The sequence below is a fragment of the Sphingomonas sp. PAMC26645 genome, from assembly GCF_004795835.1.
GTDB lineage: Bacteria > Pseudomonadota > Alphaproteobacteria > Sphingomonadales > Sphingomonadaceae > Sphingomonas.
The window spans coordinates 2791224-2808195 of record NZ_CP039249.1; the positions used below are offsets into that span (position 1 = coordinate 2791224).

Here is a 16972-nt window from a genome sequence, read left to right on the forward strand (position 1 = left end):
CTATCTGGTCCGCATGAATAAGACACCGGAGCAAATGCGTCGGCAGGCACAGGAATACCGTGAACTGCACGCGCATCTGACAGGAAGCGTACTGAGCGAGGCTATCGAGCAGGTCGCCCTCGCGCTCGATCGATCCGCTGATGCCCTCGAGGCCGAATTCGCTGGTACTGCCTAGCTACCGCGCGTTCTATCCTGATGAGGAAGGGCCGGAGTTCGCGGCTTAGCGAACACGCTTCCTTCTCCCCGCGGGCGACAACCTAGCGCTACAAAAATTTCCTTGCTGTCGGGCCGAAGGCCGCGTGCGCGAAGCATGTCAGTCTGCAAGGCTTCGCACCTCCTGAGGTTTGCTGCTTTGCCGGGGTCGATGTTCGCTATAGCCCAAACAGCGCCAACCAGGAAAAGTAACGCCGAACATGCTTCGAAAATACCCGGCAGAAGCGGAAGCAGCTTACTCGACTTGCCCTTCTCCCAAATATCTTGAAGCTCGTCGACAGTTTTAGGGGCGCTCGACCTCTTATCAATGACGCGTTTGGCATGGCGAACAACGGTACGCGCGCGGTTCACGTCAAATTTAATATCCGCTCTAAGTGCTGAGGCGCTTCCCAACGCCAGCAGCATACCGGCGGCGAACATGATACCAGGCCTTATTGGGTCGGAAAACCGCGCCTCGGAACTCAGAAGAGCGAGTATGGCACCGCCATTGATGGTCAAAAGAGCACCTAAGGACCACTTCCCTGCGTCCGCCGAGCGCTGCAACTCATACCCGAGCAGAGATTCAAGCCCTTCAATTAGCTCCTGCGAAAGGGTCTCAACAGCGGTTGGCTCGTGTTTATCTATCTCCACTGCCTTCCGATAGGTCAGGTTGAGCGCATATAAAAGCAAACGTTACGCAGCAGTGAAAGACCTGTGTCGCAACCATGAGGGTTCAGAGTGCGGAATATGAGTAATTTAGACGAGGCGCTACAGAAGGAATATCTGCACCTCTCAGCCGTATGGGACGACTTCGACCGGCGCGTTCTGACGATCAAGGGGTGGACTGCTGCGGGTAGCATCGCGGCAATGTTCGCATGGGCATCGAAGCCCGAGGCAAGCATGGGCTTTGCCGTCGGGCTCGCGGTTCTTATTGTGGCAATGTGGGTATTAGAGGCTCAGTGGAAAGTGTTTCAGCATTCTAATGGCAGCCGCATCGATGCGCTGGAGGCTCACTTCGCGGGCGGTGCTCAGTTGACCTGCGCTTTTCAGAGTCATGCGATCTCACGGCGTATCCGGGAGAAATGGGGGCTGAGGGGCTTGCTCAAGTGGTTCGGCAAGCCGTTCGTCTGGATTCCGTATGTGCCGCTTCTAGTGATGATCCTGCTGACGATCTTCATTCGCTAGGGTCCCCTCCCCGACCATCTGGTCGAGGTGGGTCCAGCGTCACGTAACGATTTGTCAAGAACTTTTCGCCTACCCCCGTCTCGCTGCGGCGGGGCTAAGCTCTCTCGCGATACCCACCAGATCGCGGTTGCTCCGTAATTGATCGGAGGATCCGCCGCAGCACCAATCTGCCGCGCGTTCTATCCTGAGGAGGAAGAGCCGCAGTTCGGGTCTTAGGCGTTGTATCAGGGATTAAGATCAGTTCGGACAAGAACTATGGTTTCTGCCAAATCCTGGTAGTTTCGTTTGGTCATGGGACCAATAATTTCACCATGATAGATATTTTCGTCGCCAGCGGCTCCCGGCAGACCAACCATCTCCGGTTTGGGCGTCCAAGCCGCGCCTTGGGCATGCTCACGTGCAGCACCTGCTGTAACTGCAGCCAACGCAAACGTGTTTGGCATCGCACCATATCGGGCGTCAGCTTCAAGTCCATCTTTCAACAATAAGCATTCAAGATCGACCGATACATGTGTCTCGCCTTTGCCGGGGCGGAAAGCTTGAGATGAGAGACGATATCCGTTGATCGGGCATTTCACAATCTGGATAGGGGTTCGGCAATGCCGAAGCAGTCTGTCATCGTTTCCGATTTCATTGTCATCGAATCTTTCGTCCGAAAGATAGTCCTGCCGAACAGGCGTGCACATATTTAGACGAGAGCTTGCAACGCGGAAGTCTGCAACAACGTGACGGCTGCTCCCCCGTCGCTATCAACGTAGTGGCCGGTATCTCTCGTACGGGCCCAGCTATATAGCGAACCGTCGTCTTCCACCGAAAATCCAAACGACATTTTTGGAAAATGCCATTCGAGCTGTATCGATCCGTCAGCGCCGGGCACGACCGAGCCGGCAGGTAAGCCGTGAGCGAAGTGTTCCGCAAGTATCCCTGAAATCTGAGACAGCCTATCGATGCTCAACATCGCGGCGCCATAACCGTCCCAATCATTTGGCAGCATGGCTATCAGTCGCAACTGTTCATCCGCCCAGCTTACCCCCGACGGCGCGACCGAGCGGTGCTTCGAGGGCGCGTTGAAAAGCAACTGTATCTCAGCATCAGGCTGCGACGGTGCGGTCGCGCTGGCACGCGAGTAAGTCACGGGCATCGACATAGAAACTAGCGCAAACGCTGATGTCGCACTCTTGATCACACTCACAGGACGCTCCAGTTTGATTTCACCTTATCAGCAACAATTTCGTGAAACCTACGGCCAATATGGGCGTGAGAAGCGTCAAAGAAAGCTGCAACGGTGGACCAAGAGTCCGTTTCCATCGCCGCTCGCCAAATTATACGAACGACCGGTCTCGGTTCCGATGACCCGGCGACTGACGCAGCCGCGGCCACGATCTGCACGCTTAGTGTCGCATCCGGCGCGCCTGGCACGGTTACCGATTCGATCCATGCATTCTGCCAATTGGCCATGCGAGAGCCCAGACTGCTGAGATGGTTGAGCATACTCGACAGCATGAACTTCTCGTTTTCAATCAATCCCGGCAAAACATCGTCGTACATCAGCTCTACGGCACGCGGTTTAGGCATGTCGCGCCCCTGCCCTCGATGCCAGGAACGACTTTGGTCAACGGCTTTGTCAAAGCTCCCCCGAACTTCGGTAAATCCAGGGTATTTTGGGGCGTCGTCGATGCCGACCATGCGCCTCCAATTTCGAGCGATAAAGTTTTGCTGAACCTGAAGGATATCGGCTCCGTCTGCTGACGTGAACCACCATCGCGTAGCGCGCCCGTCGGCATTCAGTGGGGTCAGTCCGGCGTACTGCTCGAAATCGACACCTTCGATAGGGTCTGTTCGCTCATGACCGGGAAACTCGTGTCGGAATAAATCATGAAAGCTGCGAACGTCGTAAGCGTCGAACAGAGTGGCCGTAGCCAAGCTCACAGATAGGGCGATCTCGTTGATTGGCGGCCTTACGTAGACTGGGCCGATAGCCATGTTCTCATTCCCCGGGATCATCCGCAGGTGGATATCACTCAACCATTAAAACGCAAACAATCGTCAAATTTGCATCGCGAAGGAAAAACTGTGGCCTGTGCCCAACTGGGAAGTGATAATTTTTCTCACGAAGGGAGCACCGGCCATGTACTGTAACAGCCTTCCTTCCGGTGAGAGATGGAAGCGATGATCATGCGGGGCGGTGGAGCGACGATGATCTCGGCGATGCCAGCCGCAGCGCACGCCGCGGTGCAGGCTGCGCAGGCATACGAGTGCCCCTCCAGATAGAGCAGCGCGCCGCGCGACGCGTCACCGGCCGCAGCGATCGCATTATCTCCGCGTGCGCCGTCTGGCGGCATACCGACACGCAGAGCTCGTCGCCCAGATGGTATATCCCCACGCGGGCAGGCCGGCTGCGGCGCTAGGGCGAAGTTCGTCCCAACAAACCGGCGGCCGTCGATAGCGATGATCGTCGCCGTGACGACTTGCTTGGCGCATGTCATGCCGCGGCTCTCCCGTATATCTCCGACAACGCCCGTTCCGTTCTCAGGATGGCTCGGCCGATGGCTTCGGGGATTTGCGGGATGACGGCATCGCCGAACGCCTCGACGATGAGGCTGGCCGCAGACTGCCCTTTGCCATTGCCGATATCAACGCGGTGGCCAGCCAGCCGGGTGGATAGCCCATCATCCAGCCGTAGGTGATCGGCAAGGTCTGCGAGGGACCAGTCAGCCCGGCGCCCGAGAGCAGTGTTGCGATCCGGCGCGCATACGCCCACTTGGACGGAGCCCGATCGGTCATTGCTCCATCGAGCACCGCGTCCATCGTCGGCGATTTCCGTTTGTCGTAGGCTGGGCTCCACGCGTCCATGCGCTTGTCGCGCTTGGTCGGCGTTGGCAGCGCCTCGGCTTCCCACCGATCTAATGCACGAGGCGTCATGATCTCGCGCATACTGATCCCGCGCTTCCCGTCCGGATCGTAGCGCGCCCCACCCTGCATGTCTCGTGACAGCGGTGTCGGCAACTTGGTCGAGATCCGCTCCGATAAGCCAGCACCGCTCCCGTTCGTGGTTCGCCCCGACGCCAGCGCCGGCGCCGCGCGGATCGTCTCCAGCACGTACCACGCACGGCCAGCAGGCGTAGCCGATCGCCTCCAGCGCAGTGACGACGGCGTCAGCACCTCGAGTTCGGAGATTAGCGCTGTTCTCAAGAGCGAACCAACGAGGGCGGCACTCTCCGATGAGGCGGACGGCTTCGAAGTAGAGGCCGGACCGCTCGCCTTCGACCCCCCGGCCTTTGGTGTTGGCGCTGCTGATATCTTGGCATGGGGGACTGCCGACAACGACGGACGGAAGTCGTCCAAGATCAGCGAGAAGTCGGTCTGCCGTAAGGGTGCGGACATCGTCATAGACCTTCGTGTTCGGGTTGTTTTCGGAATAGAGGGCGCGTCGCCATGCCTCGACTTCGCAGGCAGCCATTGTGGTGAAGCCGGCGCGATGCATGCCGAGCGACCAGCCGCCCGCAGCGGCGCTGAACAGGTCGAGCACCTCAATCACGGCGGGATTCAAAATTAACTGGAATGAAGCCCTGACGGTTTTCCATTTCACACCCTTTGTCTCGGTGGAAACAGCGGAGGTTTTCCGGTATTCTCCCGTCAGAAGCGCAGAGTTCTGCCCTGTCGGGTTAATTTACAGGTAACCATATTTTTTGGCGTCAGAACCGCGCATATCAGCCACTGGCACGCACCTTGCTCATACGCTCGCCATGTGGACCCGGTTTGCTCGCCTCTTCATCATCAAGACCAAGTTCGAGGCCTTTCTCGTCATCTACGGCCTAGGCGTTGGCGCGGTCGAACGCGGGATGCACTACCTCCAGCAATATCCCGGATACGGGGGCTGGCTGTTGTTCGCCGCCTGCCCGATCGCCGTCTTCATGGCTGGCGGACGGATCATCGATTCGGTCGATCACGCGCACCAACAATAGGACCGTCAGCTGGTCTGTTGCGCGAGGTGGAGGTAGCGGCTCGAAAAGTCGGCGAGTTCGCGTAGCGCATCCCATTGCGGGAAGCTGATCCGGCGACGATTGCGCCCGATCAGACCATCCGCCTCGAGCGACTTTATCGTGCGGTTCACATGCACCGCCGTCAGTCCGAGTGCATCGCCGAGCTGCTCCTGGCTCATCGGCAATTCATAGCCATCGGCGCCGGTCAGCCCCTGCATGTCGAGACGGATCGCGAATTCGCACAGGAAATGCGCCAGCCTCGACCGCGCATCGCGGCGACCGATGTTCAGAATCCATTCGCGAAAGATCGATCCCTCGACCAGCGTATTGACGAAGATCGCGTTGCTGATGGCCGCACGGTTCCGCGCCAGTTCGCGCAGCGCCGATCGCGGGATCGTCGCAACCTCCGCGCGCGTGAGCGTCTGGACGTTGTGGTCCGCGACGTCGAGGAACAGGTGCTGGAAGTCGAGCGGCTCACCGGGAATGTGCAGCGACACAATCTGTCGCATGCCCGCGCCGGTCAGCTTCTGGCGATACGCGAACCCCGACAACAGTACCGCGCATTGATCCGGCGCATCGCCTTCGCGCACGAGGTAGGAGGACGGCTCGAACGTGCGAAGGGTATATGGCAGCGCGAGCAGCGCCTTGCGATCGCCGTCGTCCAGCACAGCGTGCGTTTCCAACTTCCGAACCATCAGCGCCAAGGGGCTGAGCGTCGTAGCCATGAGAGTAATCCCGCAAAATTCGGGGCGGGAGCACATGCATCTCTCGGTCGTCAGGGCCCAAAAATCGGCTGGCGATAAGCTCTTTTAACATAGCTCGAATGGAAATGTTTTAATTAATGTTTGAGCGGACCGATCTGCTCCAATTAATTTTGGGGTCGCACAAATAAAATTAAAAATATCGGTTTCACGATCTGCCGATCATATTGCAGAAATTCGAGATACTAAAAACCAGATCAGTTTTTTTTATCGCACAAATGATCGCTTCCGGGCATCGCGAATACTTGTTCACCGTGGAAAAGGCGATCGCTAGTCATTCATAGATCTCTAATCCATGTTCGGCGTCTTCCAGCGCCGAACCAACCCAGCCATGACCATGTCGACGGAATCGACTTCCGCCGCGATCCGCTGATGCAGCAACCCTGCTGCATCCCGGAAACGCCGAGCCAGCAGATTGTCCGGGACGATACCCAACCCCACCTCGTTCGACACGAGGATGACGCGGCCTTCCAACCGCGCGATCGTCTCGACCAGATCGTCCACGCGCGCGGCGATAGCCTCGTCGGCTAGCAGCAGGTTCGACACCCACAGGGTCAGGCAATCGACCAGCATCACGACGTCCGGGCCGTCTTCGCTCTTCAGTGCCTCGCCAAGCGCCAGCGGAGCCTCGACGGTCCGCCACCGATCGTCGCGATCGGCACGATGGCGTGCAATCCGATCCTCCATCTCGCCGTCGAATGCCTGCGCGGTCGCGATATAGACGAGCCGCGTCGCGTGGTCCGTCGCCGCGGCTTCGGCCATGCCTTGCGCGTGGCGGCTTTTCCCCGAGCGCGCGCCACCCAACACGAACAGGCTTTTTCCGAACGGCTTTCCGACCGATTGCATCCTACCGTTTCCTTCACGCTTGCTCGACGGGCCCGGAATGACGATGACGCTCGGAAGATCAAGCGAAAGCCCGCGGATCCGAATGAAAGACAGTATGAACGCCCTGCGCATCCACGGTGGACGGATCGACCTCGCCGCCGTCCACTATCCGGATGCGCCGGGACCATGGCTCGACCTGTCGACGGGTATCAACCCCTGCGCGTGGCCGACCGATCGCGTCCCGACGGTCGATCTGCACAGCCTCCCCTCGCCCGCCGCGATCGCCGATCTGGAAGCGGCGGCGGCGGCGGTGTTCGGTACGACCGCAGACTGGGTCGTCGCGTTGCCCGGCAGTGAACTCGGTCTGCGAATGCTGGCCGCGCTGGACCTGCCTACCCCCGCCCGGTTCGTCGTGCCGAGTTACGCCACGCATGCCGAAGCGATCGACGGTGCCGTTGCGATAGCGCGGGATGCGATCGAGACGCTCGCGGACGGCACGCTGCTGCTGGCCAACCCCAACAATCCGGACGGCCAGTGCGACACGCCGCAACGCCTGCTGACGATCGCCCGCAGCGGTGCCTTCCTGATCGTGGACGAAGCGTTTGCCGACGTTGCGCCCGAATCTAGCCTCATCCCACTGCTCCGCCCCGACGACCGCGCGATCGTGTTTCGGTCGTTCGGCAAATTCTTCGGCCTGCCCGGCGTGCGGCTCGGGTTCATGATCGGGCCGTCGGAAAACGTCGCCGAGATGCGGCGGCGGCTCGGCAGCTGGCCGATATCGGCGCACGCCGTGGCCTATGGCGGCGCGGCCTACCGAGACACCACATGGATCGCCGCCGCGCGGGTCTCGATCGTCGAACGCGCAGAGAGGCTCGACACGATGTTGGCACGTCATGGCCTCCAAGCCCGTGGCGATTGCGCGTTGTTCCGGCTGATCGACACCGACGCGGCACCAGCGCTGTTCGAACGGCTTGCACAAGTCGGCATCCTGACTCGAACCTTCGATCATTCGCCGCGCTGGCTTCGTATGGGCGTCCCGGGCAGCGACCAAGCCTTTGCACGGCTCGACGAGGCGCTTGGCGGTGGTTGAGCCGGTCGCCGTGCTGGCGATCATCATAGACGCGGCGGTCGGCTGGCCGGCGCCGCTCTATGCTCGGATCGGTCATCCGGTTGGTGGCTTCGCATGGATGATCGGCTGGGCTGAGACGCGTTGGAACCGCCCTACCCTATCGGGCACGGTCCGTCGCGCCGCCGGTGTCGTCACGATCGTCTCACTCATCGGAATAGCCGTTGCAGTAGCGCTCGCCGCAACGTCCGTCGCGCGCTGGATACTCGGCCCCATGGCCTGGATCGCGATCGCCCTGATGGCGGCGCCTGGGCTCGCGATCCGCAGCCTGTACGACCATATCGTGCCGGTCGCGCGCGCCCGCGAAACCGGCGATCTCGAAGCAGCCCGCGCCCGCGTCGCGATGATCGTCGGCCGGGACGTCGCGACGCTCGACGAGGCGGGCGTCGCGCGCGCCGCGATCGAGAGCCTCGCGGAAAGCGTCTGCGACGGCGTCGTCGCACCGCTGTTCTGGCTACTGGTCGCCGGCCTGCCGGGCCTCTGGGCGTACAAGGCGATCAACACCGCGGACAGCCTGATCGGACACCGAGAGGCCCGATGGCGCGCATTCGGCTGGGCGGCGGCGCGGACCGACGACGTCGCCAACCTCATCCCCGCGCGGATCAGCGGCGTTTTGCTTTGCGTTGCCGGCTGGGGCGGTTGGCGGACGATGGTACGCGATGCTGGCAACCATGCCTCACCCAACGCAGGGTGGCCCGAGGCGGCAATGGCCGGCGCGCTGGGCCTTCGTCTTGCCGGACCGATCGCCTATGACGGTGTCATCACCGCGAAACCCTATATCGGCGAGGGTCGCGCCGACGTGACCGCCACGGACCTCCGCGCGGCACTCGGGATCTATCGTCGGGCCTGCATCCTTCTCCTCGTCGTCGCCGGAGTACTCGCATGGCGGCTTTGATGCTCCAGGGCACCGGCTCCGATGTCGGCAAGTCAGTGCTCGTCGCCGGACTGTGCCGCGCGTTCGCCAACCGCGGCCTTTCGGTCCGACCGTTCAAGCCACAGAACATGTCGAACAACGCGGCGGTCACCGCCGACGGTGGCGAGATCGGCCGCGCTCAGGCGACGCAGGCGATCGCGTGTCGGGTCGAGCCGAGCGTCGATATGAACCCGGTACTGCTCAAGCCGCAGGGCGATCGCACGTCGCAGCTGATCGTCCGTGGGCAAGTCCGCGGTACGCTCGCCGCCGCGCGGTGGCGGGAAGGGCGCGAAGGATTGCTCGTCGACGTGCTCGACAGCTTCGAACGACTGTCGGCAAGCTGCGACCTCGTAATCGTCGAGGGCGCGGGGAGCCCGGCGGAGATCAACCTGCGCGCAGGCGACATCGCCAACATGGGGTTCGCCCGCGCCGCCAACGTCCCCGTGATTCTGGTCGGCGATATCGACCGCGGTGGGGTCATCGCCTCGATCGTCGGCACGCGCGCGGTGATCGACCCTGCCGACGCGGCGATGATTCACGGCTTCCTCGTCAACAAGTTCCGCGGCGATCCCACACTGTTCGACGACGGCTATCGGGCGATCGGAGCACGCAGCGGATGGCGCGGCTACGGCGTCGTACCCTGGCTAACTGACGCAGCGCGATTGCCCAGCGAAGACGCAGTGATCCTCGAACGCCCTTCTGCGTCGGTCGAACGTCGTGTGACGATCGCCTGCCCGATCACGCCGCGGATCGCCAATTTCGACGACCTCGATCCGCTACGCCTAGAACCCGGCGTCGCGCTGGTGATGGTCCCGCCCGGCACCCCGATCCCCGAGGCGGACATGATCGTGCTGGCCGGCTCGAAAGCCACGATCCCCGATCTCGCCTTCCTGCGCGCGCAAGGCTGGGACATCGACATCCTCGCGCACCACCGCCGGGGAAAGCCCGTGCTGGGGCTCTGCGGCGGCTACCAGATGCTGGGTCGCAGCATCGCCGATCCGCACGGTATCGAAGGCACGGCGACGACGATCGCGGGGCTTGGGCTGCTCGATGTCGACACGGTTCTCACGGCGACCAAGACGCTCGAGCGGATCGAGGGGATCGCCAACGGCGCGCGCTTCGAAGGCTATGAGATGCACATGGGCGCGACGACCGGCGGCGACCTGAACCGCCCCGTCGGTCATCGCTCCGACGGCAGTGCGGAAGGCGCCACGAGCGCCGACGGACTGGTTCACGGGAGTTATGTCCACGGCCTGTTCGGGCTTGCCGAGCAACGCGGAGCGTGGCTGGCGCGGCTCGGCGTCAACGCGGTCGGACCGGACCATGCTACCTCGATCGATGCCGCACTCGACGCGATCGCGGCAACGCTCGAACGTCACGTCGATCTCGATGCGATGCTCGACCTAGCCCAGCGCGCCGGCTGACGCACCGGCGATGGCAAAAGCGAGCAGGACGCCGGTCTCGACAAGCTCGATCCCCGCCCCGTGCGCGTCTCCGGTCACGCCTCCCAGTTTACGCCGCAACCACGCGGCGACGGCCAGTATCAGGAGTGGAACCGCCATTAGCGCCGGAGCAGCGACGGCAGCGAGCGTCAGGAGGAGTCCCCAGCCGACCAGGTCGCGCGATCGGACTGCGCCGGCGACCGCGGCGCCCAATCCGCCCGCCCGCAACGGCGGCAACAGGACTGCCCAGGCTAGCGGTCCCATGCGGGCCGCAAACGGCACCAGGATGACCAGCCACCACGCCTTCGACCCGACCGCGTGCAGCAGAACCAGCTTGGCGATCATCTGGGCGACGATCGCGACGACGCCGAAGCTGCCGATATGCGGATCGGCCATCACCGCGAGCAACCGCGTCCGATCGCCATGCGCCGCGCCCAGTCCGTCGGAAAGATCGGCCAGCCCGTCGAGATGCAATACGCCCGTGACGGCGATCCACGTCAGCAATGCGGTGCATGCCCCGGTCCAGGGGTCGATCGATGCGCCTGCCCATCCCGCCGCAGCGACGAGCACGCCGATCGCCAGTCCGACGAGCGGATAGTATCGGATCGCCGCGGCAAAGTCGTGAGCCCCGGCCTCGACCCGCGGCATCGGCAGGCGCGTCAGGAAACCGAAAGCGATGACCAGCCGCTTCACGTCGCCAGCCCGACGATCTGAACAGTCCGATCCGGCCCAGGCCAGATCCGCAACGACACGAGCGCGGCATAAGGCAGGTCGAACGCCCATGTCTGACGACGATCGAACCCGCACAGGTCCGCCAGCGCCGCCCGGATAGCGCCACCGTGCGTGACGACCAACGTCGGCACCGGGGGAAGTACCGCCAAGGCATTGCCGACACGGTCCAACAACGACGACCATCGCTCACCATCCGGCGGCGGGGCGGCGTCCGGATCATCGTGGAACCGCGCGAAGGCGGCCGGATCGACATCGGCGGGACGCAAGCCGTCCCATGCTCCAAAGTCGAGTTCGCGCCACCGTCGATCGACCTCGCCGACGATGCCCCGCGCGCTGCCGATCGCCGTCGCGCAATCGCGCGTACGCCTCAGACCGGACGACACGATCGCAGCAACCTCCAGCCCTGCGGCTCGCTGGACGCACGCCGCAATACCGGCCTCCGTTACCGGATCGTCCGTTCGCCCCAGCAACAGGCCTTCGCGGACGGGAGCACCATGCCGCATCAGGTACAGCATGTGCGAACCGGTCACGCGACTGAGACCCCCGCCTCGGCAAAGGTCGCCATCTCGTCATGCGCCGCCAGCGCCGCACGAACGAGCAACGTCGCAGTCGCCGCGCCGCTTCCCTCGCCGAGCCGCATGCCTAGCGATAGCAGCGGATCGAGGCCCAATGCCCGCAACAGGCGCGCATGACCCGGCTCGGCCGACACGTGGCCGGCAAGACAATGTGCGAGGATATCCGGGCACGCAGCGGCGATCGGCGCGACCGCGGCACAGCATATGAAGCCGTCGAGCATGACGGGTACGCCGGCCAGACGCGCCGCGAGGACCGCGCCAGCGATCGCCGCAAGTTCACGACCGCCAAGCCTGCGTAGCGTCTCGAACGGGGTGGTCAGTGCGTCCCGGTGCAGCGCCAGCCCGGCCTCCACGGTCGCGATCTTGCGGGCCATGCCGTCGTCGTCGACTCCCGTACCGGGCCCGACCCAGTCGCGTGCCGAGCCATCGAAGCTGGCGAGGCACAGCGCGGCGGCGGAGGTCGAGTTGCCGATCCCCATCTCGCCGAGCACGATCAGGTCGGGCGCGTCCGCAACGACTGCGGCGCCCGCGTTGATCGCATCGAGGCATTCCTCCTCCGACATCGCCGGGGCGACGGTGAAATCGATGGTCGGCCGGTCGAGGTCGAGCGGAACGACTTTGAGATCGAGCCCCGCCGCGCGCGACAGCGCATTGATCGCCGCACCGCCATGTTGGAAATTGGCCACCATCTGCGCGGTGACGGAGGCCGGAAACGCACTGACGCCGCGATCGACGATGCCGTGATTACCCGCGAAGATCACCACCCGGCCGCGATCGAGCCGCGGGCGTTCATGGCCCTGCCAGCCGGCCATGAAGACGGCAATCTCTTCCAACCGCCCGAGCGAGCCCGGCGGCTTGGTCAGTTCGCCCTGCCGCGCCACTGCCGCCAATCGAGCAGCTTCGTCCGGCTGCGGCAACGCGCTCAAGGATGTTAGAAATGCCCCGGCCGTCGGAAAAAAGGTCATTCCACGACGAACCCGGCGGGCGGCGTGCGGGTGATGAAGTGGCCCTTCACGCCCTGCGGCCATTGCTTGAACGGCACCTGTCCGAACGCACTCTCGCCGTAGAGCCGTGCGTAATCCAAGATCGCACGGGCAGCGTCTTCGGTCGGCTCGAAACGGCCGAGCACATAGCCGACCTTGGCGGGCGCGCGGAGGTGGATCGTGCAGAAATCCTGGCAGGCGAACAGGCACGGCATCTCCTGCACCGCCACGTCGGCATAAGCGGGATCGCTCGCCTGCATCGCCTTCAGCGCGCTAACGAGCCGTGCGCCGCCGCGCTGACCCTGCTCGTCGTCACGCGCATCGGTGGAATGGCGGCACGTGTTGCACGCGACCACGGCAACGCCGTCTTCGACCGGCTTCAGCATGTCCGTGCCCGGACGATATTGGAATGACGTGAACTTGGCATAGGAACCCCTTCGGACAGTCGATCCCGCACCGCGCGAAGGGCGAAAGGCGCACGCCTCCAGCCTCCGCGCGACGCGAAGCGATGTCGTCGCTCGGGGTGTTACCCGTCCGTTCGGCGCACCCTGGCCGGACGAAAGACGACCGCGACGGGCAGGTCTCCTGGCTCGCGGGTCAACGCCGTCCGCGCCGCCTTCTCGGGAACATCCCAATGGCATGAGGCACGATGGCTCGCCGCGTACAGTTGCAGGGGCAGCCGGGTGTTTCCCGTTCCCATTTTCATCCCCCTCCGCGCGAGCATCGGGGGAACCTGTCGCGGGGGCAGCGATAGGCGGGAGGTGGAGACGACGCAAGACACGGCTACGTCCGTTAGAAGTCCGCGAGCCGTCCCCACGCCCTCCCGTCATCCTGACGAAAGTCAGGACCCAGGGTAACGGGCGGTGGCCTCCGTGGCTCTGGGTCCTGACTTTTGTCAGGATGACGGACGGTGGTCATAACGGGCCGTAGAATACGAAGCCGCCTAAAACTCCACGCCCGCCTGCGCCTTGACCCCCGACCGGAACGGATGCTTCACCTGCGTCATCTCGGACACCAGATCCGCCATCTCGATCAGTGCATCCGGCGCGTTCCGCCCGGTCACCACGACATGCGTCATCTCGGGCTTCGCCGCCAACACCGCCAGAACCTCGTCGACCGGCAGATACTCATACCGCAACACGATGTTCAGTTCGTCCGCCACGACCATCGCATAGGACGGATCGGCGATCATCCGCTTCACCTCGTCCCACGCCTCGCGCGCCACCGCGATGTCGCGCGCGCGATCCTGGGTGTCCCAGGTGAACCCCTCCCCCATCGGCTTGAACTCGCACAGCGCGGGGAACGCATCGAAGACCGCCTTCTCGCCGGTCGCCATCGCGCCCTTGACGAACTGCACCACGCCGACCTTGCGCCCATGACCGATCATCCGCACCGCCATGCCGAACGCGGCAGTCGACTTGCCCTTGCCCTTGCCGGTGTGGACGATGACCAGCCCCTTCTCGATCGTCTTGCTCGCGACGATCCGGTCGTGGACCTCCTTGCGCTTGGCGCTCTTGGCATTCTGTTCTTCGTCGGTCCGCATGGTCATGTCCTCTCGCGCACCCGATGGCGGATCGCGCCGCGCGGCGCTAGAGCGACCGACATGCTCCGCATTACCGACCTCAAGCTGCCGCTCAACCACGCCGACGAAGCGCTCCCCGCCGCGATCCGCGACCGCCTGCGCGTCACCCCACGCGACCTGATCCGTTACACCGTGGCGCGTCGCGCGCACGATGCGCGTGACAAGATGGACATCCAGCTCGTCTATTCGGTCGACGTCACGCTGAAGAACGAGGACACCGTCCTAACCCGCTTCCGCAAGGATCGCCACGTCCAGCGCACCCCCGACACAGGCTACCGCTTCGTCACCAAGGGCGGCGCGAGCTACACCGGCCCCCGCCCTGTGGTGGTCGGCGCAGGGCCGTGCGGGTTGTTCGCTGGCCTGATCCTCGCGCAAATGGGATTCCGCCCGATCATCCTCGACCGCGGGAAAGTCGTCCGCGAGCGTACCAAGGACACCTGGGGTCTGTGGCGCAAGAGCGTGCTCAACCCCGAATCCAACGTCCAGTTCGGCGAGGGCGGCGCCGGCACCTTCTCCGACGGCAAGCTCTGGAGCCAGATCAAAGACCCGCGCCATCTCGGCCGCAAAGTCCTGACCGAATTCGTGAAAGCCGGCGCGCCGCCCGAGATCCTCACCGAAGCGCACCCGCACATCGGCACGTTCCGCCTCGTCACGATGGTCGAGAGCATGCGCGCGACGATCGAGGCGCTGGGCGGCGAATACCGCTTCTCCACCCGCGTCGACGGTCTCAACATCGTCGAGGAGGCCGGCACCCGCCAACTCCGCGGGCTCCACCTCAGCACCGGCGACTATCTCGAGGCGAACCATGTCGTCTTCGCGGTCGGCCACAGCGCGCGCGACACGTTCGAAATGCTCCATGCCAAAGGCGTTCATGTCGAAGCCAAGCCGTTCTCGATCGGCGTCCGCATCGAGCATCCGCAATCCTGGATCGACGAAGCCCGGTTCGGGCCCTGCGCCGGCCACCCCGACCTCGGGGCGGCGGCGTACAGCCTGTCGCACCACTGCAAGAACGGGCGCACCGTCTACAGCTTCTGCATGTGCCCGGGCGGGACCGTCGTCGCCGCGACGTCCGAGGAAGGCCGCGTCGCGACCAACGGCATGAGCCAATATTCGCGCAACGAACGCAACGCGAACTCGGGGATCGTGATCGGCATCGACCCCGAACGCGACTATCCCGGCCACCCGCTCGCCGGGATCGAGCTGCAACGCCACTGGGAATCGCGCGCATATGTCGCCGGCGGCTCGAACTACAAGGCTCCCGCGCAACGCATCGGCGACCTGCTCGCGGGGCGAGCGTCGACTGCGCTGGGCTCGGTGATCCCGTCGTACAAGCCGGGGGTGCACATGACCGACCTGTCGGAGTGCCTGCCCGACTTCGCCATCGCTGCGCTGCGGGAGGCTCTGCCGGCGTTCGGGCGTGAGATTCCGGGTTACGATCATCCCGATGCGGTGCTCACAGGGGTCGAGACGCGGACGTCATCGCCGGTCAGGATCACGCGCGGCGATGATTTCGTCAGCCTCAATACCGCCGGCCTGTTCCCGGCGGGCGAAGGTGCTGGCTATGCGGGGGGCATTCTTTCCGCCGCGGTCGACGGCATCAAGGTCGCGGAAGCGGTTGCGTTGAGCCTCACTGCCTAAGCCGTTTCGTTCCCCCGCGAAGGCGGGGGTCCAGGAGCCACAAATACCTGCGTTCGTTACCCTGGGCTCCCGCCTTCGCGGGAGAACTAAAGGTTGCGGCAACTGACTTATGACCCTGCCAAGACAAAACACCACCCCGGCGAAGGCCGGGGCCCAATTGGGGGACGCCGCTAACTGAGGCCGAGCATCGTTACTCCGACCTTTCCAATTGGACTCCGGCCTTCGCCGGGGCGGTGCACGTCGACGGCGACCGAGTTTGCGACAGAAGCCTGCAATGGGACCAACGCTTCCTCGGACTAAAGTAAGAGTCGCGCAGTCCATGTGCTAAGCAAGGTCCAGATCGCGCCCCCACCCCTCACCTCCGCCGCTGCGGCCCCGTCTCGATCAACCACGCCCGCGGCAGTCCCGTCGGCTTGGCCACCCCGTCCAGCCGTCGCGCACTCACCAGCGCGACCCGCTTCAGGATCATCTGGTCCTTGAACGCGTCCATCCCGCCGCCGGTCGGCTTGCCGAGAATGCGCTTCACCACGTCCATCCCCGCGACGACATGCCCGAACGCGGCATAGCCCGGATACCCCGCGCGCGCGTCCATCGCCGGCGCCGGCCCGACCGTGATGAAGAAATTGCCGCCAGCCGACGCTGGCGTCATCCCCCGCGCCATCGAGATCGTCGCGTCAAGATGCTTGATACCCGTCATCGCCGTGGTTTCGAGCGGAAACGGCGGCAGGATCCGCCGTGCATCGGTGCGTATGCCCGCTTGGATGAAGCCGAGCTTCGGCACAGACTTCTGGCGGCTCGCGCGGTAGAAGTCGGTGCCGTCGAACCGGCCGTCATCGACATAGGCGAGGAAATTCGCGGTCGTCTTCGGCGCATGGCGGGCGTCGAGCGCCAGCAGGATCGGCCCCTCCGACGTGACTAGGCGCACGCGTACCAAGCCCGGCTTCGGTCCCGGTTTGGCGCGCTGAACCTGCCGACTTGCCGGCTGCGCCGTTCCTGCCGTCGCCAAGGCCGCAATGGCTACGAAGCCGATCATCA

Annotated in this window: 21 protein-coding genes and 1 riboswitch; of the genes, 8 read left to right on the forward strand and 13 right to left on the reverse strand. The window is 63.8% G+C overall.

Annotated elements, in window-relative coordinates:
- Positions 1-13: 13 nt before the first annotated feature.
- Entirely contained in the window at positions 14-175 is a 162-nt protein-coding gene (locus E5673_RS19700) for a hypothetical protein (RefSeq protein ID WP_168711625.1), read from the forward strand.
- Here E5673_RS19700 and E5673_RS12895 read toward each other — a convergent pair.
- Positions 172-843, reverse strand: a complete 672-nt coding sequence (locus E5673_RS12895; protein ID WP_136190322.1) for a hypothetical protein — start codon at positions 841-843, stop codon at positions 172-174. The genes E5673_RS19700 and E5673_RS12895 overlap by 4 nt on opposite strands.
- 96 nt (positions 844-939) lie before the next feature.
- Here E5673_RS12895 and E5673_RS12900 point away from each other — a divergent pair, with 96 nt between their 5' ends.
- Entirely contained in the window at positions 940-1377 is a 438-nt protein-coding gene (locus tag E5673_RS12900) for a hypothetical protein (RefSeq protein WP_136190323.1), read from the forward strand.
- 224 nt (positions 1378-1601) lie between these two features.
- Here E5673_RS12900 and E5673_RS12905 read toward each other — a convergent pair whose 3' ends face one another.
- The 4 genes from E5673_RS12905 to E5673_RS20060 form a co-directional block, all read right to left on the reverse strand.
- Entirely contained in the window at positions 1602-2063 is a 462-nt protein-coding gene (locus E5673_RS12905; RefSeq protein ID WP_136190324.1) for a hypothetical protein, read from the reverse strand.
- A 2-nt stretch (positions 2064-2065) separates the two neighbouring features.
- Positions 2066-2512, reverse strand: coding sequence for a hypothetical protein (locus E5673_RS12910; RefSeq protein ID WP_136190325.1), 447 nt, complete (start codon positions 2510-2512; stop codon positions 2066-2068).
- Positions 2513-2565: 53 nt separating this feature from the next.
- A complete protein-coding gene (locus tag E5673_RS12915) occupies positions 2566-3360 on the reverse strand; it encodes a TIGR04255 family protein (RefSeq protein WP_168711626.1) in 795 nt (264 codons plus the stop codon).
- 546 nt (positions 3361-3906) lie between these two features.
- Complete coding sequence (locus E5673_RS20060; protein WP_247599378.1) at positions 3907-4299, reverse strand: hypothetical protein; 393 nt, start codon at positions 4297-4299, stop codon at positions 3907-3909.
- Between the two features lie 58 nt (positions 4300-4357).
- Here E5673_RS20060 and E5673_RS20065 point away from each other — a divergent pair, with 58 nt between their 5' ends.
- Both E5673_RS20065 and E5673_RS12925 read left to right on the forward strand, forming a co-directional pair.
- Positions 4358-4933: a hypothetical protein gene (locus E5673_RS20065; protein WP_247599379.1), complete on the forward strand. Its 576-nt coding sequence runs from the start codon at positions 4358-4360 to the stop codon at positions 4931-4933.
- A 190-nt stretch (positions 4934-5123) separates the two neighbouring features.
- Positions 5124-5342: a hypothetical protein gene (locus E5673_RS12925; protein WP_136190327.1), complete on the forward strand. Its 219-nt coding sequence runs from the start codon at positions 5124-5126 to the stop codon at positions 5340-5342.
- 5 nt (positions 5343-5347) lie between these two features.
- Here the strand turns inward: E5673_RS12925 and E5673_RS12930 are convergent, their stop codons facing one another.
- Complete coding sequence (locus tag E5673_RS12930) at positions 5348-6085, reverse strand: Crp/Fnr family transcriptional regulator (RefSeq protein ID WP_056058576.1); 738 nt, start codon at positions 6083-6085, stop codon at positions 5348-5350.
- Positions 6086-6409: 324 nt separating this feature from the next.
- Entirely contained in the window at positions 6410-6967 is a 558-nt protein-coding gene (gene cobU, locus E5673_RS12935) for a bifunctional adenosylcobinamide kinase/adenosylcobinamide-phosphate guanylyltransferase (protein WP_136190328.1), read from the reverse strand.
- Between the two features lie 82 nt (positions 6968-7049).
- Here cobU and E5673_RS12940 point away from each other — a divergent pair, with 82 nt between their 5' ends.
- Genes E5673_RS12940 through E5673_RS12950 form a run of 3 tightly spaced genes read left to right on the forward strand, consistent with a single transcriptional unit; the run spans position 7050 to position 10409 of the window.
- Positions 7050-8036 (forward strand): aminotransferase class I/II-fold pyridoxal phosphate-dependent enzyme, encoded by a 987-nt coding sequence (locus E5673_RS12940; RefSeq protein ID WP_247599380.1) that lies wholly within the window; start codon positions 7050-7052, stop codon positions 8034-8036.
- Positions 8029-8967 carry an adenosylcobinamide-phosphate synthase CbiB gene (cbiB, locus tag E5673_RS12945; protein ID WP_136190329.1) on the forward strand — a complete coding sequence of 313 codons (939 nt, stop codon included), beginning with the start codon at positions 8029-8031 and terminating at the stop codon, positions 8965-8967. The genes E5673_RS12940 and cbiB overlap by 8 nt, the downstream gene beginning before the upstream one ends.
- Complete coding sequence (locus E5673_RS12950) at positions 8967-10409, forward strand: cobyric acid synthase (RefSeq protein ID WP_348769899.1); 1443 nt, start codon at positions 8967-8969, stop codon at positions 10407-10409. The genes cbiB and E5673_RS12950 overlap by 1 nt, the downstream gene beginning before the upstream one ends.
- Here E5673_RS12950 and cobS read toward each other — a convergent pair.
- The 5 genes from cobS to cobO all read right to left on the reverse strand — a co-directional run bounded on the left by cobS (position 10389) and on the right by cobO (position 14266).
- Positions 10389-11120 (reverse strand): adenosylcobinamide-GDP ribazoletransferase, encoded by a 732-nt coding sequence (cobS, locus tag E5673_RS12955; protein WP_136190331.1) that lies wholly within the window; start codon positions 11118-11120, stop codon positions 10389-10391. The genes E5673_RS12950 and cobS overlap by 21 nt on opposite strands.
- Positions 11117-11674: a histidine phosphatase family protein gene (locus E5673_RS12960; RefSeq protein WP_136191508.1), complete on the reverse strand. Its 558-nt coding sequence runs from the start codon at positions 11672-11674 to the stop codon at positions 11117-11119. Before E5673_RS12960 ends, cobS begins: the two co-directional genes overlap by 4 nt.
- An 11-nt stretch (positions 11675-11685) precedes the next feature.
- Positions 11686-12699: a nicotinate-nucleotide--dimethylbenzimidazole phosphoribosyltransferase gene (gene cobT, locus E5673_RS12965; RefSeq protein WP_136190332.1), complete on the reverse strand. Its 1014-nt coding sequence runs from the start codon at positions 12697-12699 to the stop codon at positions 11686-11688.
- Positions 12696-13103, reverse strand: a complete 408-nt coding sequence (locus E5673_RS12970; protein WP_136190333.1) for a DUF1636 domain-containing protein — start codon at positions 13101-13103, stop codon at positions 12696-12698. The genes cobT and E5673_RS12970 overlap by 4 nt, the downstream gene beginning before the upstream one ends.
- 171 nt (positions 13104-13274) lie before the next feature.
- Positions 13275-13469: riboswitch (cobalamin riboswitch) on the reverse strand.
- 191 nt (positions 13470-13660) lie between these two features.
- Positions 13661-14266 carry a cob(I)yrinic acid a,c-diamide adenosyltransferase gene (gene cobO, locus E5673_RS12975; protein WP_136190334.1) on the reverse strand — a complete coding sequence of 202 codons (606 nt, stop codon included), beginning with the start codon at positions 14264-14266 and terminating at the stop codon, positions 13661-13663.
- Between the two features lie 54 nt (positions 14267-14320).
- Here cobO and E5673_RS12980 point away from each other — a divergent pair, with 54 nt between their 5' ends.
- Positions 14321-15937 (forward strand): NAD(P)/FAD-dependent oxidoreductase, encoded by a 1617-nt coding sequence (locus E5673_RS12980; protein WP_136190335.1) that lies wholly within the window; start codon positions 14321-14323, stop codon positions 15935-15937.
- A 355-nt stretch (positions 15938-16292) separates the two neighbouring features.
- On the opposite strand, the gene E5673_RS12985 is transcribed toward E5673_RS12980, so the two are convergent.
- Positions 16293-16970, reverse strand: a complete 678-nt coding sequence (locus E5673_RS12985; protein ID WP_247599381.1) for a peptidylprolyl isomerase — start codon at positions 16968-16970, stop codon at positions 16293-16295.
- Between the last annotated feature and the right edge of the window lie 2 nt (positions 16971-16972).

Bases quoted from the DNA above. Each gene is read 5' to 3' on its own strand.
- E5673_RS12960 (WP_136191508.1), bottom strand. From the start codon at position 11,674: ATGCTGTACCTGATGCGGCATGGTGCTCCCGTCCGCGAAGGCCTGTTG.
- E5673_RS12925 (WP_136190327.1), top strand. From the start codon at position 5,124: ATGTGGACCCGGTTTGCTCGCCTCTTCATCATCAAGACCAAGTTCGAG.
- E5673_RS12985 (WP_247599381.1), bottom strand. From the start codon at position 16,970: ATGATCGGCTTCGTAGCCATTGCGGCCTTGGCGACGGCAGGAACGGCG.
- E5673_RS12980 (WP_136190335.1), top strand. From the start codon at position 14,321: ATGCTCCGCATTACCGACCTCAAGCTGCCGCTCAACCACGCCGACGAA.
- cobU (WP_136190328.1), bottom strand. From the start codon at position 6,967: ATGCAATCGGTCGGAAAGCCGTTCGGAAAAAGCCTGTTCGTGTTGGGT.
- E5673_RS12900 (WP_136190323.1), top strand. From the start codon at position 940: ATGAGTAATTTAGACGAGGCGCTACAGAAGGAATATCTGCACCTCTCA.
- E5673_RS12950 (WP_348769899.1), top strand. From the start codon at position 8,967: ATGCTCCAGGGCACCGGCTCCGATGTCGGCAAGTCAGTGCTCGTCGCC.
- E5673_RS20060 (WP_247599378.1), bottom strand. From the start codon at position 4,299: ATGACGCCTCGTGCATTAGATCGGTGGGAAGCCGAGGCGCTGCCAACG.
- E5673_RS12905 (WP_136190324.1), bottom strand. From the start codon at position 2,063: ATGTGCACGCCTGTTCGGCAGGACTATCTTTCGGACGAAAGATTCGAT.
- E5673_RS12970 (WP_136190333.1), bottom strand. From the start codon at position 13,103: ATGCTGAAGCCGGTCGAAGACGGCGTTGCCGTGGTCGCGTGCAACACG.
- E5673_RS12940 (WP_247599380.1), top strand. From the start codon at position 7,050: ATGAAAGACAGTATGAACGCCCTGCGCATCCACGGTGGACGGATCGAC.
- E5673_RS19700 (WP_168711625.1), top strand. From the start codon at position 14: ATGAATAAGACACCGGAGCAAATGCGTCGGCAGGCACAGGAATACCGT.
- E5673_RS20065 (WP_247599379.1), top strand. From the start codon at position 4,358: ATGTCTCGTGACAGCGGTGTCGGCAACTTGGTCGAGATCCGCTCCGAT.
- cobO (WP_136190334.1), bottom strand. From the start codon at position 14,266: ATGACCATGCGGACCGACGAAGAACAGAATGCCAAGAGCGCCAAGCGC.
- E5673_RS12915 (WP_168711626.1), bottom strand. From the start codon at position 3,360: ATGGCTATCGGCCCAGTCTACGTAAGGCCGCCAATCAACGAGATCGCC.
- E5673_RS12930 (WP_056058576.1), bottom strand. From the start codon at position 6,085: ATGGCTACGACGCTCAGCCCCTTGGCGCTGATGGTTCGGAAGTTGGAA.
- cobT (WP_136190332.1), bottom strand. From the start codon at position 12,699: ATGACCTTTTTTCCGACGGCCGGGGCATTTCTAACATCCTTGAGCGCG.